Source organism: Sulfuritalea sp. (assembly GCF_017302275.1).
Taxonomy (GTDB): domain Bacteria; phylum Pseudomonadota; class Gammaproteobacteria; order Burkholderiales; family Rhodocyclaceae; genus Sulfuritalea.
In genome coordinates this window covers 35461-47581 of record NZ_JAFLDR010000032.1, presented here as the reverse complement: position 1 = coordinate 47581, position 12121 = coordinate 35461, and the positions used below count along the sequence as shown (strand labels likewise).

13 protein-coding genes, 1 tRNA gene and 1 pseudogene are annotated in these 12121 nt (G+C 62.1%); 7 read left to right on the top strand and 8 right to left on the bottom strand.

Translation table 11 applies throughout. The features are described 5' to 3' along the window. The 3 genes and pseudogenes from J0M27_RS15885 to J0M27_RS15875 all read left to right on the top strand — a co-directional run. Positions 1–224, top strand: a pseudogene (locus J0M27_RS15885) (hypothetical protein); the annotation flags it as partial. A gap of 37 nt (positions 225–261) precedes the next feature. Continuing rightward, complete coding sequence (locus tag J0M27_RS15880) at positions 262–840, top strand: c-type cytochrome (RefSeq protein WP_294993780.1); 579 nt, start codon at positions 262–264, stop codon at positions 838–840. A 13-nt stretch (positions 841–853) separates the two neighbouring features. Next, complete coding sequence (locus tag J0M27_RS15875) at positions 854–2134, top strand: FAD/NAD(P)-binding oxidoreductase (RefSeq protein ID WP_294993774.1); 1281 nt, start codon at positions 854–856, stop codon at positions 2132–2134. Between the two features lie 86 nt (positions 2135–2220). Here J0M27_RS15875 and J0M27_RS15870 read toward each other — a convergent pair whose 3' ends face one another. The 3 genes from J0M27_RS15870 to coaBC are packed head-to-tail and all read right to left on the bottom strand — an operon-like array spanning position 2221 to position 4500. After that, a complete protein-coding gene (locus J0M27_RS15870) occupies positions 2221–2835 on the bottom strand; it encodes a c-type cytochrome (RefSeq protein ID WP_294993771.1) in 615 nt (204 codons plus the stop codon). Positions 2836–2852: 17 nt separating this feature from the next. Next, positions 2853–3311 carry a dUTP diphosphatase gene (gene dut / locus J0M27_RS15865; protein ID WP_294993768.1) on the bottom strand — a complete coding sequence of 153 codons (459 nt, stop codon included), beginning with the start codon at positions 3309–3311 and terminating at the stop codon, positions 2853–2855. A gap of 1 nt (position 3312) precedes the next feature. Next, positions 3313–4500 carry a bifunctional phosphopantothenoylcysteine decarboxylase/phosphopantothenate--cysteine ligase CoaBC gene (coaBC, locus tag J0M27_RS15860; protein WP_294993766.1) on the bottom strand — a complete coding sequence of 396 codons (1188 nt, stop codon included), beginning with the start codon at positions 4498–4500 and terminating at the stop codon, positions 3313–3315. Between the two features lie 46 nt (positions 4501–4546). Between coaBC and radC the strand changes: the two genes are divergently transcribed. The 3 genes from radC to rpmG all read left to right on the top strand — a co-directional run bounded on the left by radC (position 4547) and on the right by rpmG (position 5718). Further along, on the top strand, positions 4547–5227 hold the full coding sequence (radC, locus tag J0M27_RS15855; RefSeq protein ID WP_294993764.1) for a DNA repair protein RadC: 681 nt from the start codon (positions 4547–4549) through the stop codon (positions 5225–5227). 72 nt (positions 5228–5299) lie between these two features. Continuing rightward, positions 5300–5536 carry a 50S ribosomal protein L28 gene (gene rpmB / locus J0M27_RS15850; RefSeq protein ID WP_294993760.1) on the top strand — a complete coding sequence of 79 codons (237 nt, stop codon included), beginning with the start codon at positions 5300–5302 and terminating at the stop codon, positions 5534–5536. 14 nt (positions 5537–5550) lie between these two features. Next, positions 5551–5718 carry a 50S ribosomal protein L33 gene (gene rpmG / locus J0M27_RS15845; protein ID WP_294993757.1) on the top strand — a complete coding sequence of 56 codons (168 nt, stop codon included), beginning with the start codon at positions 5551–5553 and terminating at the stop codon, positions 5716–5718. Positions 5719–5779: 61 nt separating this feature from the next. Here the strand turns inward: rpmG and J0M27_RS15840 are convergent, their stop codons facing one another. Next, entirely contained in the window at positions 5780–6943 is a 1164-nt protein-coding gene (locus J0M27_RS15840) for a fatty acid desaturase (RefSeq protein WP_294993754.1), read from the bottom strand. Between the two features lie 52 nt (positions 6944–6995). After that, positions 6996–9194, bottom strand: coding sequence for a ribonuclease R (gene rnr, locus J0M27_RS15835; protein ID WP_294993751.1), 2199 nt, complete (start codon positions 9192–9194; stop codon positions 6996–6998). Between the two features lie 80 nt (positions 9195–9274). Between rnr and J0M27_RS15830 the strand changes: the two genes are divergently transcribed. After that, positions 9275–9359, top strand: a tRNA-Leu gene (locus J0M27_RS15830). 77 nt (positions 9360–9436) lie between these two features. Here the strand turns inward: J0M27_RS15830 and J0M27_RS15825 are convergent. The 3 genes from J0M27_RS15825 to J0M27_RS15815 are packed head-to-tail and all read right to left on the bottom strand — an operon-like array spanning position 9437 to position 12101. Next, positions 9437–10747, bottom strand: a complete 1311-nt coding sequence (locus J0M27_RS15825; RefSeq protein ID WP_294993748.1) for an adenylosuccinate synthase — start codon at positions 10745–10747, stop codon at positions 9437–9439. Between the two features lies 1 nt (position 10748). Further along, positions 10749–11912 (bottom strand): ATP phosphoribosyltransferase regulatory subunit, encoded by a 1164-nt coding sequence (locus tag J0M27_RS15820; RefSeq protein ID WP_294993745.1) that lies wholly within the window; start codon positions 11910–11912, stop codon positions 10749–10751. 3 nt (positions 11913–11915) lie between these two features. Beyond that, a complete protein-coding gene (locus tag J0M27_RS15815) occupies positions 11916–12101 on the bottom strand; it encodes a DUF2065 domain-containing protein (protein WP_294993743.1) in 186 nt (61 codons plus the stop codon). Positions 12102–12121: the final 20 nt, after the last annotated feature.

Genomic DNA, 12121 nt, shown 5'->3' with positions numbered 1-12121 from the left:
AGAAGGAAGGCAACAAGTGGGTGGTGCTGATGGAACGCACGCTGGCCGCGTCCGGCGGCAAGGGTGACCATGCCATCGGCGCCGACAAGGTATATAACTTCGGCTTCGCCATCCACGAGGATTTCACAAATGCCCGCTATCATTACGTGTCGCTCGGCTATCAGTTCGGCCTTGACAAGGATGACCCGGCGACGAAGAGCTACATCAACGTCCAGAAGCAGTAGGACCGCAGCATCTCTTAAAACCAAGGAGGAAAACTTGATGACGATGAAGTTGAAAGGATGGGCGCTGGCAGGCAGCGTCCTTGCGATGTCCGCAGTAGCACATGCTGCGCCGCCTTCGCCGACGATGCTGGCGAACGCCTGTGCCGGCTGTCACGGCACCAATGGCGGCAGCGCCGGTCCGACCATGCCCAGCCTCTCCAGCCAATCCAAGGCAGCCGTCGTCGACGCGATGAAAAAGTTCAAGAGCGGTGAGCGTCCTTCGACCGTTATGGGACGGCTGGCCAAGGGCTACACCGATTCCGATTTCGAGGCGATGGGCGAGTTTTTCTCCAAACAGAAGCTGCACGTAACCAGCCAGCAAGTCGACGCGGCCAAGGTCAAGAAGGGGGCCAGCCTCCAGGAAGAGCACTGCAATCGCTGCCACAACGAGGACGGGCGCGAAGGCAAGGACGAGACGCCGGTGATGGCCAGTCAATGGCTACCCTATCTGCAAATGCAGATGGAACTCTACCAATCGGGCAAGCGCAAGATGCCGGAGAAGATGGCGGAGAAGGTCAAACCGCTGTCGGCGGGCGACATCGATGCCCTGCTCCACTTCTACGCCAGCGTTAAATAAGGGGGATGACAACATGACACTGGATCGCAGAAGTTTCCTGAAACTGGTCGGCGCAGGCGCCGGCGCCGCGGGGCTGCCGATGATCGGCCGTGCCGCCGAACTGATGCCCAAGGGCGCCAAGCGCGTGGTGGTGGTCGGCGGCGGCTATGGCGGCACCATCGCCGCCAAGTACATTCGCATGATGGACAAGAGCATCGAAGTGGTGATGATCGAACGCAACGATCATTTCATTTCCTGCCCGTTCAGCAACCTGTACATCGGAGGCATCCTCAAGGACCTCAGCCCGCTGACCATCAAGTACGACAAACTGGCCGCCAACCACGGCATCAAGGTCGTCCAGGCCGAAGTCACGGCCATCGACCCGGCGGCCAAGGTGGTCACCACCAGCAAGGGCACCGTCAGCTACGACCGCCTGGTGCTCTCACCCGGCATCGATTTCCGTCTCGAAGACATGAAGGGCTACGACGCCGCCGCCATGGAAATAATGCCCCACGCGTGGAAGGCCGGCCCCCAGACCGTGCTGCTGAGAAAGCAGCTCGAAGCGATGAAGGACGGCGGCACCGTCGTGCTTTCCGTACCGCTCTCGCCCTTCCGCTGCCCGCCCGGCCCCTACGAGCGGACCAGCATGATTGCCCACTACCTGAAGGCCCACAAGCCGAAGTCGAAGATCGTCGTCCTCGACGCCAACCCGGCGATTGCTTCCAAGGGCCCACTGTTCACCAAGGGTTGGAAGGACAACTACGCGGGCATCATCGACTATCGTCCAGCCAAGAAGGTGACCGAAGTGGACGCCGGAAAGATGACGGTTCTGATCGAAGGCCTCGAAGACGTGAAGGGCGATGTGGTGAACGTCATACCGCCGCAGCGTGCCGGGCAAATCGCGGTTGCCGCGGGTCTGGTCGGTGACGACAAGAACTGGTGCCCGGTGAATCCGAACACCTTCGAGTCGACCAAGCAGGCTGGCATTCACGTCATCGGCGATGCATCGAACGCCGGTGCGATGCCGAAGTCGGGCTATTCGGCCAACTCCGAAGCCAAGATTTGCGCGACCAACATCGTTGCACTGATGAATGGCAAGGAACTGACTGACATGTCGGGCATCAACACCTGCTACAGCTACATCACCGACAAGGAGGCTGTCAGCGTCGCTGCGGTGTATGCCGCCAAGGACGGCAAGATCGTCGCCGTGCCGAACTCGGGCGGCGTGTCCCCGGCGGATTTCTCGGCCGCCAAGATGGAGGCGATTTTCGCCGAAAGCTGGCTGAAGAACATCCTTACCGAAATGTCGACCTGATCGAAATGCTTCACACCAAAACAAAACCCCGCTTCGGCGGGGTTTTGTTTTTGCGCGATCGATCTCGGCACAGCGTCGAGGGGATCCTACTGCAAGCCGCCGATGTATACCGCCACGGCCTTGGTTTCCAATTCGGTGAGCTTTGACGCAATCGAGTGCATGATTGAATTGTCGTTGGTGCGCGCGCGACGGTTGAATTCCTTCAACTGCGTTTCGATGTAGGCCGGATGCTGCCCGGCGAGGCGAGGCAATTGCGCCGTGCCGAGACCGCCAGGACCGTGGCAGGAAGCACAAGCCGCCACGCCGGAATAGCCGTTGCCGCGCTGATAGATGTACTTTCCCACTGCGGCAAGGTCTGTATCGCCAGGCTGTCGCGCACCCGCCTTCCTGCCGGCGAAGTACGCCGCCAGTTCCACTATCACATCATCGTTGAGATCCTTGGCCATATCGGTCATCGTCTCGCTCCGGCGACGACCATCGCGAAAATCCCTCAACTGCTTGACCAGGTAGTCCGGATGCTGCGCGGCGATACGCGGATACACGACGCTGGCGCTTTCGCCTTCGGCTCCGTGGCACAAGGCACAGCGCGACTGGATGATTGCTGCAACGCGCGGCGCGGGCGCCGGCGAGGAGGCGGCAGTCGCCGGTAGCGTAACCACGAACAGTGCGACTCCAAGCAGGGATAGGAAAGACCGGATCATTCGGGCTGCCCTGAAAGCTATCCCGCGATCCCGGTGCTGCCAAACCCGCCCGCACCACGCTCGCTCGCCGGAAAATCGTCGACGACATTGAACTTCACCTGAACCACGGGAACGACGACCAGTTGCGCAAGGCGATCCAGCGGATTCAAGGTGAATGTGTCGTGGCTGCGATTCCAGGTCGAAACGAATATCTCCCCCTGGTAATCCGAGTCGATCAGACCGACCAGATTGCCCAGCACGATTCCATGCTTGTGTCCGAGGCCGGAACGCGGAAGGATCATTGCCGCGTAACCCGGGTCGGCCAGGTGCACGGCCATTCCCGTGGGTACCAGTATGGTTTCTCCGGGATGGATCTTGAGCGCCACGTCAATGCACGCCCGCAGGTCAACGCCTGCGGCGCCTGCCGTGGCATAGGCCGGCATGTAGCGTTCATCCTTGAGGCGGGCGTCGAGTATCTTCAGGTCGATCGTTGCCACGTCATTTCTCCAGCAGGGCGGCGATATGCGCAACGATGCCGCGCGCCACCTCGTGCTTGTCCGCCGGCGGCAAGGGGTGCGCACCATGCACATCAAACAGGGTTACCGTGTTGTTGTCGCCGCCCAGGCCGTCTTGTACCAGGTTGCCGACCACGAGCTTGAGGTTCTTCGCCAGGCGCTTGCCTTCGGCATAGGTCGCCAGGTCGCGGCTCTCGGCGGCGAAACCGACGCAAAACGGCGCGTCGGGACGGCTCGCCACTTCGGCCAGGATGTCAGGATTGGCTTCCAGTTCGATCGCCAGACTTTGCGCACCTTTCTTGATCTTGTGCTCCGCCGCCTGGCGCGGGCGGTAATCGGCCACGGCCGCTACAGCGATGAAGACATCCTGCCCCGGCAGTGCCTGCAATACGGCTTCCCGCATCTGCAGCGCATTCTGGACATTTACCCGATGCACGCCGCGCGGCGTCGGAAACACTACCGGACCGGCCACCATGGTGACGTGCGCTCCCGCCTCGGCACAGGCACGGGCAAGCGCAAAACCCATCTTGCCCGAGCTTGAATTGGTCAGGCCGCGCACCGGATCCAGCGCTTCGAAAGTCGGGCCAGCAGTGAGCAGGACGCGCTTTCCGGCCAGCGACTTGACTTGCAGCGCGGCATGGAGATCCTCGAACAGATCCTGTGCTTCCAGCATGCGCCCGTCTCCCACTTCGCCACAGGCCTGGTCGCCGTGCCCTGGACCGAGAACGCTGACACCGTCCGCTCGCAGTTGCGCCACATTGCGGTAGGTGGCAGGGTTGTCCCACATCTGTCGGTTCATCGCCGGTGCCACCAGGAGCGGGCAGGCTCGGGCGAGGCAGAGCGTGGACAACAGATCGTCGGCAAAACCGTGCGCCAACTTGGCGAGAAAATCCGCCGTGGCAGGCGCCACCAGCAATGCCGCAGCGCCTCGGGTCAGGTCGATGTGCGCCATGCCGTTGTCCATCCGCTCATCCCACAAGGCCTGCCACACACGACGACCGGAGAGCGCCTGAAAGGTGGCGGGCCCAACGAACTTGGCCCCGGCGGCGGTCAGTACCACATCCGTCTCGGCGCCGGCCTTGACCAGCAGTCGCACCAGTTCGGCCGATTTGTACGCCGCCACGCCGCCGGTAATACCGAGGACGACACGCTTGCCCTGAAATTCGTTCATGACATTAAAATCCCGCCATTCGGCAACCAGGCAGGGATTCTAAACCATGGCCATACGCGATTGGCCCGAGGCCGAGCGCCCGCGGGAACGACTTGCCAAACAAGGCGCCGCCGCCCTGTCCGATGCCGAACTGCTGGCGATCTTCCTGCGTGTCGGCATTCGCGGCAAGAGCGCTGTGGACCTCGCCCGCGAACTGCTTGCAAGCTTCGATGGAGACCTGGCCACACTGGCTGCGGCGACTCCCAAGGAACTCGCACGACTTCACGGGATCGGCCCGGCCAAGGCCGCCCAGCTTGCCGCCGCTCTGGAACTGGCGCGCCGCGCCCTTGCCTCGCCCATGAAAGCCAAGGATGCCCTTGCCTCGCCCGAGGCGGTGCGAGACTGGCTGCGGCTCTCGCTGTCCAGCTTGCCGCATGAAGTCTTCATTGCACTCTGGCTCGATGCCCAGAACCGCCTGATCGCCAGCGAGGAACTGTTTCGTGGAACCCTTACGCAAACCAGCGTCTATCCGCGCGTCGTGGTCAAAAGCGCATTGGACCACAACGCCGGCGCCGTCATCCTCGCCCACAACCATCCATCGGGTCTGGCCGAGCCATCGCGCGCCGACGAAGTGCTCACTTCGTCGCTGAAACAGGCCCTGGCGATGATCGACGTGAAACTGCTCGACCATTTCATCGTCGCCGGCAGCGCCAGGCCGCTTTCCTTTGCCGAACGCGGATTGATTTAAAAAGGATTGGGCTTTCACGCGATTGTTTGGTAAAATCGCCGACTTTGCGAAATAAGCATTCAGGAGCACATCATGTCTCGCGTATGTCAAGTGACGGGCAAGGCCCCGATGGTTGGGAACAACGTGTCCCACGCCAACAACAAGACCAAGCGTCGCTTTCTGCCTAACCTGCACAGCCGCCGCTTCTGGAGTGAAACCGAAAACCGCTGGGTCAGCCTGCGCGTGTCCAACGCCGGTCTGCGCACCATCGACAAGAAGGGCATCGACGTTGTCCTCGCCGAATTGCGTGAGCGCGGCGAGCGCGTCTAACAGGAGAAACGAACATGGCCAAAGGCGGACGTGAAAAGATCAAGCTGGAATCCACAGCCGGTACCGGTCACTTCTACACGACCACGAAGAACAAGAAAACAACTCCGGGGAAGCTGGAATTCTTGAAGTATGACCCGAAGGCGCGCAAGCATGTCGCCTACAAGGAAGTAAAGCTGAAGTAAGGCAACGCTTCCTTAAAAAAGAACCCGCTGCGGCGGGTTTTTTCTGTTGGACGCGGCAACTTCAGGCCGCATAGCGCCGCAAGCGCAGCGAAAACTCTTCCAGTTGGCGAATCCCGCTCTGCTCGGCGCGCGCCACCCAATCCTGCAACTGCGTAACCAACTGGTCGTGCGATGCGGCCGAGCGAGCCCACAGCGCCTCCAATTCGGCGCGCATGGCGTAGCCGCGGGAAAGCGGTTCGCTTTGGGCAAGCAGTCCCGCCAGACGCTCCCTCTGCGGCGCCGCCAGGACAGCACCGTCCTGACCAAGCAGGCGCTTCATCACGCGCCCTTCGTGCGCATCGATCTTCAGTCGGGAAAACTCCTCGGCCGCCAGTTGGCGCAGCCCCTTTATGTACTTTGCCAGGACGTCGTAGCGGTGTGTGAAAACCGCCTGCAGCAACTCGACGTCTATCGTCGGACGCGCCGCGCCCAGCCGAAGCCGTGGCGCGACCTTCTTCACCCGCGCGAGGCCGAGCTTTTCCATGGCGCAGATGTACATCCAGCCGATGTCGAACTCGTACCACCTGCTGGAAAGCTTGGCCGAGGTTGCGAATGCATGGTGATTGTTGTGCAGTTCCTCGCCGCCGATCAGGATGCCGAGCGGAAAGAAATTGGTCGAGGCATCGGCGCAAGCGAAATTCCGATAGCCCCAGAAGTGCCCAATGCCATTCACCACCCCGGCCGCCCAGAAGGGGATCCAGGCCATCTGCACCCCCCAGATCAAGATGCCCGGCCAGGTGCCGAACAAGCCGACATCGAGGCCCAGCATGAGCACGATTCCGAACTTGAACTTTCGGGCATACACCTTCCGCTCCAGCCAGTCATCGGGTGTCCCGCGCCCGTGGCGCTCCAGCGTATCGGCATTGCGCGATTCCCTGACATATAGAAACACGCCCGTCCACAACACCCGATTGATGCCGAACACCTGCGGGCTGTGCGGATCGGCTGCCGTGTCGCATTTGGCGTGATGCTTGCGGTGGATCGCTACCCATTCCTTGGTGACCATCCCGGTGGTCAGCCATAGCCACAGGCGAAAGAAATGACTGGGAAGCGGGCCGAGGTCCAATGCCCGATGCGCCTGATGCCGATGCAGGAATATGGTGACTGCGGCGATCGTGATGTGCGTAAGCACCGCAGTGACGATCACATAACCCCACCAGGGGAGATCAAGGATTCCGGAGTACATGAAGATCGCCTTCAAGAATTGCGCCCAGTTTGCGCAGCGGACAGTGCCTTTGTCAATGTTTTGCCTTGCGCCGCGCCGGTTCGGCATCAGCAAGGCAAAAGTCGATCTTGTTCGCCTCCATGTCGACCCGGGTCAGCTGCACGCGTACCCGATCGGACAAGCGGAAGCGCTTGCCTGTGCGTTCCCCGACCATGGCGTGCGATTTCTCTTCGAAGTGAAAATAGTCCTGCCCAAGGTCGGAAACATGGACCAGACCTTCGACAAATACGCCGTCCAGGGCGACGAAGATGCCGAAGGGCACCACCGATGAAATGCTGCCTTCGAAGATCTCGCCGACGCGGTCCTTCATGTAGAAGCACTTGAGCCACGCCTCGACGTCGCGCGTCGCGTCGTCGGCGCGGCGCTCGGTCATGGAGCAGTGCAGGCCGATGTCCTCCCACGCATTTGCTCCTCCCGCCGGCTCGAAGCGCCGTACCGCCAGCGCCGACTTTATGGCCCGATGCACCAGCAGATCCGGATAACGGCGGATGGGCGAAGTGAAATGGGTGTAGCTCTCATAGGCCAGGCCGAAGTGGCCGACGTTGTCCGGGCTGTAGATGGCCTGGCGCAAGGATCGCAGCATCACGGTCTGCAATAGCTGCCGGTCCGGGCGCTGGCCGATCTCTTCCAGCAGTTTTGCATAGTCCTGCGCCTTGGGCGCATCACCGCCGGCCAACTGGAAACCGAAGGTGGCAAGGAAATCCCGCAACTTCGTCAATCGCTCCGGCGTCGGGCCTTCATGGATGCGGTAGAGCGACGGATGTCCACGCTCGCGCAGAAACTCCGAGGCGCAAACGTTGGCGGCCAGCATGCACTCTTCGATCAGCTTGTGCGCTTCGTTGCGCTCGTAGGGCTCGATGCGCTCGATCTTGCCGCGGTCATCGAAAACCATACGCGTTTCCGTAGTTTCAAAATCGATCGCACCGCGCTTGACGCGCTCCTTCGCCAACTGCCGGTAGAGTGCGTCCAGCGCCTCGAGATGCGGCAGCAGCGGCGCCAGGCGCTCGCGCGCCGCGGCATCGTTCTCGTAGAGCGCGGCCGCCACTTCGGTATAGGTCAGTCGCGCGTGGGAGAACATCACCGCGGGATAAAAACGGTAGCGCCGGATCGCGCCGTTGCCGGCGATCTCCATGTCACACACCATGCACAGGCGCTCGACCTGCGGATTCAGCGAACACAGGCCATTGGAAATCCTCTCTGGCAGCATCGGGATCACGCGCCGCGGAAAGTACACCGAGTTGCCACGTGCGTAGGCGTCGCCATCCAGCGCGCCACCCGCGGTCACGTAGTGCGATACATCGGCGATCGCCACGACCAGGCGGAAACCCTTGCCCTTGCGCTGGCAATACACGGCATCGTCGAAGTCCCGCGCCGTCTCGCTGTCAATGGTCACCAGCGGCAGGCCGGTGACGTCTTCACGGCCCTTCCAGTCCGATTTGCGTACCGCATCGGGCAGCTTCTTCGCTTCCGCCAGCGCGGCGCTCGAGAACTCATAGGGCAGTTCATGCTTGCGCAGCGCGATCTCGATTTCCATGCCGGGGTCGGCATAGTTCCCCAGCACCTCGACCAAGCGGCCGATGGGCTGTCCATGCTTGCTCGGTTGCTCGATCAGTTCGATCATCACCACCTGGCCCGCTTGCGCCTTGAGCAGCTTGCGGGCGCCCTTCTCAGGCGGTGCCAGCAGGATGTCCTGGCTGATGCGCTTGTTCTCGGCGGCGACAAAACGCACGCCATGCTCTTCGATCACCCGCCCGACCACGAAGCGGTTGGCGCGCTCGGTGACGTCGACGATCTTGCCTTCGGGGCGGCCCTTGCGATCGACGCCGATGACGCGCGCTATGACCTTGTCGCCATGCAGCACCTTGTCCATTTCCTTGGCGGCAAGGAACAGGTCGGTACCGCCATCCTCCGGCGTCAGGAAGCCGAAGCCGTCCGGATGCCCGGTCACGCGCCCGCGCACCAGGTCAGCCTTGTCCGGAATCAGCCAGTCGCCACGGCGGTTCTGCATCAGCTGCGCCTCGCGCGCCATGGCTCCCAACCGGCGCTGGAATGGCTCCAGCTCGTAGGCCTGGATGTCGAGCAGCCCGGCGAGGCGCTCGAATTCCAGCGGCGCGCCCTGGGCATTCAGCGTCTGCAGGATGTACTCGCGACTTGGCAAGGGATGCTCGTACTTGGCCTTTTCGCGCTCGAACTGGGGGTCGGCGCGACGCATTTTGGAAAGTGCTGCGGGCTTATGCGGCTTGTTTGACAATCTGGGTATTTCCTTTAGAATTCGCGCCTCGTTTCGCGCCTGCCCAGGTGGCGGAATTGGTAGACGCACTAGTTTCAGGTACTAGCGCTGCGAGGCGTGGGGGTTCGAGTCCCTTCCTGGGCACCAAGCATGTGATGCGATGACGAAAAAAGCAAGGGCCGCCGGGTTTTTCCCAACGGCCCTTGGCTTTTTCTGCCGTCTGCTCAAAGAAACGGATGCCTCAACACGATGGTCTCCTCCCGGTCCGGTCCGGTCGAAATCATGTCGATCGGCACCCCGCACAGTGCTTCCATGCGCTTGATGTAGTCCTGTGCGGTCTTCGGCAGGCCGTCGAAGGACTTCACGCCCACCGTGCTCTCGTTCCAGCCGGGCATCGACTCGTAGACCGGCTCGCAGCGCTCCAGATCGTCCGCACCCACGGGCAGGATGTCAGTGAATTGGCCGTCAAGCTTGTAGCCGGTGCACAGCTTCATTTCCTCGATGCCGTCCAGCACATCGAGCTTCATCACGCACAGGCCGGAAACACCGTTGATCTGTATCGCGCGCTTCAGGGCCGCCGCGTCGAACCATCCGCAACGGCGTGCACGGCCGGTGGTGGCGCCAAACTCATGGCCCTTGGTCGCCATGTGCTTGCCCACCGGATCCTGCTTGTCGAGCGCATCGTAGAGCTCCGTGGGAAACGGACCGCTGCCGACGCGCGTGGTATAGGCCTTGGTAATGCCAAGGACATAGTGAAGCATTCCCGGCCCGACGCCGGCACCTGTGGACGCACCGCCGGCAACGCAATTCGAAGAGGTGACATAGGGATAAGTACCATGGTCGATGTCGAGCAGGGTACCTTGCGCGCCCTCGAACAAAATGTTCGCGCCACCCTTGTGCGCCTCATAGAGCGAACGCGGCACGTCCGCGATCATTCGCGTCAGCCGCGGCGCCAGGGCCATCGCGCCGTCAAAGACCTGCTGGAAATCGACAGGATCGGCACCAAGGTAATTTTTCAGCGTGAAGTTGTGGTAATCGAGGACTTCCGCGAGCTTTTCGGCGAAGCGCTTCGGTCGCAGCAGATCCTGCACGCGCAGGCCGCGCCGCGCGACCTTATCCTCGTAGGCCGGCCCGATCCCGCGTCCGGTGGTGCCGATCTTCTTCGCTCCCTTGGCCGCCTCGCGCGCCATGTCGAGCGCCTGGTGATAGGGAAGAATGAGCGTGCATGCCTCGGAAATTCGCAGGCGCGCGTCGGCATCCACGCCCGCCGCCTTGAGCTCATCGAGTTCCTTGGTCAGGGCTTCGGGGGACAACACGACACCGTTGCCGATGTAGCAGGTGACGCCGTCGCGCAGAATGCCGGACGGCACCAGGTGCAGCACCGTCTTCTTGCCGCCGATGACCAGGGTATGGCCCGCATTGTGTCCGCCCTGGAAGCGCACCACGGCCTGCGCGTGATCCGTCAGCCAATCGACGATCTTGCCCTTGCCTTCGTCACCCCACTGGGTGCCCACCACTACGACGTTCTTCGCCATTTCAATCTTCCTTCAGGAATTCAATAATCCAGTTGTCGCCGCTGCGCACCAGAATCCGGTCGCAGCCGGCCTCGTGCCATGTGCCTTCGTGCCCCGGCAGGGCCAGCACCACGCGCTCCCCTTGGGCCCGCAAGCGCAAGGCCTCGGCCTGCAGCGCATCATCCTCCGGCCAAGGCGCAAGAATCGCTGCGCGGCCTTGGTCGTGCGGCGCCAGTCGCGCCAGCTCGCGCAAGTCCATGGAAAAGCCCGTGGCCGGCCGCGCCCGACCGAACGCCTTGCCAAAATTGTCGTAGCGGCCACCGAGAGCGAGCGCCCCGGGATTGCCACTGCAATATGCCGCGAACACGACGCCGCTGTGGTAGTCGTAGCCGCGCAGATCGGCCAGGTCAAAACTCAGGGGCAAGTCCGCAAGCGCGTCCGCCAGTCGGCGCAGATCGGACAGAGCCTGGGAAATCTCGGGCAGGTTCGGCAAGATCTTCTCTGCCTGGTCCAGCACATCGCGGTCGCCATAGAGTCCCGGCAATGCCAGAAATGCCTCGCGCAAGGGGCCTGATACGCCCGTGACGAGTTCGCGCACCGTCGGCAGGTCCTTGCCCTGCAATGCGTCGAACAGATCCTCCTCGACCTGCGGCGCCAGTCCGGCATGTCTGGCCAAGGCGCGAAATACCGCGACATGGCCAAGGTCGATTCGCGATGCGGCGATGTTGCAGAGTCCGAGTGCCGCGGCCAGGACGCGGATTACCTCGATGTCCGCCTCCAGCCCTTCATGACCGTAGAGTTCTGCCCCGATCTGCAGGGGTTCGCGCGTTGCGTTGAAGCCGCCCGGCAGGGTATGCAGCGTGCTGCCGCAATAGCAAAGTCGTGCCACGCCACCTCGATTCAGCAAGTGGGCGTCGATGCGCGTCACCTGCGGCGTGATGTCGGCCCGCACGCCCATGCTGCGACCGGACAGTTGGTCCACAAGTTTGAACGTGCGCAGGTCGAGATCGTGGCTGCTGCCGGTCAGCAGGGATTCGACATACTCGAGCAGCGGAGGAATGACGAACTCGTAGCCATGCCGGGAAAACTCGTCGAGCAAACAGCGTCGCAGCGCTTCGATGCGCGCCGCATCGTCTGGCAGCGCGTCTTCGATCGCCTCAGGCAGGAGCCAGCGCCGATTCGCCATGGATCAACGAAAGATGGTGAGCAGAACGACGCCGACCAGCATCGACGTCAGGCCGATGAAGCGGATCTGCCCGTCGCTCAACTCGGTAACCCGCCGGAACATTTCGCGCCAGGCGCGTGGCGCGAGGAATGGCATGAGTCCCTCGATTACAAGCATCAGGGCGAACGCCAGCAACAGAAGATTGAGCATCGCAACCCGGAACCGAAGGG

Coding starts and splice junctions, on each gene's coding strand:
- J0M27_RS15880 (WP_294993780.1), top strand. CDS start 262: ATGACGATGAAGTTGAAAGGATGGGCGCTGGCAGGCAGCGTCCTTGCG.
- J0M27_RS15875 (WP_294993774.1), top strand. CDS start 854: ATGACACTGGATCGCAGAAGTTTCCTGAAACTGGTCGGCGCAGGCGCC.
- J0M27_RS15870 (WP_294993771.1), bottom strand. CDS start 2,835: ATGATCCGGTCTTTCCTATCCCTGCTTGGAGTCGCACTGTTCGTGGTT.
- coaBC (WP_294993766.1), bottom strand. CDS start 4,500: ATGAACGAATTTCAGGGCAAGCGTGTCGTCCTCGGTATTACCGGCGGC.
- radC (WP_294993764.1), top strand. CDS start 4,547: ATGGCCATACGCGATTGGCCCGAGGCCGAGCGCCCGCGGGAACGACTT.
- rpmB (WP_294993760.1), top strand. CDS start 5,300: ATGTCTCGCGTATGTCAAGTGACGGGCAAGGCCCCGATGGTTGGGAAC.
- rpmG (WP_294993757.1), top strand. CDS start 5,551: ATGGCCAAAGGCGGACGTGAAAAGATCAAGCTGGAATCCACAGCCGGT.
- J0M27_RS15840 (WP_294993754.1), bottom strand. CDS start 6,943: ATGTACTCCGGAATCCTTGATCTCCCCTGGTGGGGTTATGTGATCGTC.
- rnr (WP_294993751.1), bottom strand. CDS start 9,194: ATGCGTCGCGCCGACCCCCAGTTCGAGCGCGAAAAGGCCAAGTACGAG.
- J0M27_RS15825 (WP_294993748.1), bottom strand. CDS start 10,747: ATGGCGAAGAACGTCGTAGTGGTGGGCACCCAGTGGGGTGACGAAGGC.
- J0M27_RS15820 (WP_294993745.1), bottom strand. CDS start 11,912: ATGGCGAATCGGCGCTGGCTCCTGCCTGAGGCGATCGAAGACGCGCTG.
- J0M27_RS15815 (WP_294993743.1), bottom strand. CDS start 12,101: ATGCTCAATCTTCTGTTGCTGGCGTTCGCCCTGATGCTTGTAATCGAG.